Raw genomic sequence first — 1,231 nt, forward strand, 5'->3', positions numbered from 1 at the left:
CCTAGGGACGCGGTCAGATCTCCCTCCCGCGCTCCTATCAACGTGCTCAAGGTCGCTTCCTTTGGATCTCAATCCGCCGGACCAAAGGTCGCCTTGGAACTCCACCACAACGGAACCTTGATGGTATCCTTTGTCAGCGGCCCTTTGCCTTCGGCTACGGCGCGGGCCATATCATAGCCTGACTGAGCATAGCGGACGATACCGATCCCCACATCCGTCGTCATCGATGCGCCGATTCTCAGGTCGGCCTCCTCGGTTCCATCGGCGATGATAGTGCAGCCGGTGTGATGCGAGGTGCCCATGGTGCCATTGGCTTGGATTGACACCAGATCTGCCATGGCGGCGGCATTCAGGAGCGCGTTCAAAAACGGCCAGTCCGCAATACTGTCCGAACCGTCCCGCATATCCTCGGTTTCCAGGGACGGATTCGAGATCGCGCCAGAATCCAAATTGTCACGCGCGAAGGCTATCGGCCCGACGACCTCACCGTTCCTGATCAGGTCGTTAACCGCCAGGGCGAAAGCCTTGCGTTGGCCGAACCCCAGGAAACAGACCCTCGCGGGCAACCCCTCGATCGGCAGATGCTTGCGAGCCAGTGGGATCCATCGCTGAGTGATCGGGCAATTCGGGAACATTTCCAGCGCCAGCCGGTCCAGTCGGTCGCGGTCCGCGACCTCGCCCGAGATGCACGTCCAGCGAAAGGGTCCACGACCAAGCTCAAAGAATTTGGGGCGCCAATAGGCCTTCACGAAACCAGGATAGCGGAAGGCCTCCTCTCGAGGCATGCCGGCATCGACCGCTTCCTTGCGCACAAAGGTGCCGAATTCAAACACTTCAGCACCCGCGTCCTTGAACCTGTTCATGGCCTTGACCATCCGAAGGATCGAAGCGCGAGCCTGCTTTATATAATCTATACGCGACAGCTGTAGCATGGAGGCGGCCTGCTCTGGGCTTAGGCCCGACGGAATCACTGCGAAGGGATCGTGGAATGGGCACATTTCCGTCACGATGTCCGGGATCCACTTCTTCTCAAGCGCCTCCTCGCAGATATCGACCATGTTGGCGCAGATCAGAATGGCAAGCGGTCGCTTGGCCTTAACTGCCTCAGCGGCCAAAGCGATGGCTTCGTCCAGAGTCTTGGCTTCGACATCAGCCCAGCCCTGCGCCAGCTTCTCGGCAACCACCTCGGGGCGGACCTCGACCGTGACGGACACACCCCCGTGCATTGTCA

At 59.8% G+C, this 1,231-nt stretch carries 1 pseudogene; it reads right to left on the reverse strand.

The window, feature by feature from the left end:
- Positions 1–68 precede the first annotated feature (68 nt).
- Positions 69–1,231 (reverse strand): annotated as a pseudogene (locus EN935_RS36590) (urocanate hydratase); the annotation flags it as partial.

Origin of the sequence: Mesorhizobium sp. M7D.F.Ca.US.004.03.1.1 (assembly GCF_003998635.1) — a bacterium.
Lineage (GTDB): Bacteria > Pseudomonadota > Alphaproteobacteria > Rhizobiales > Rhizobiaceae > Mesorhizobium > Mesorhizobium loti.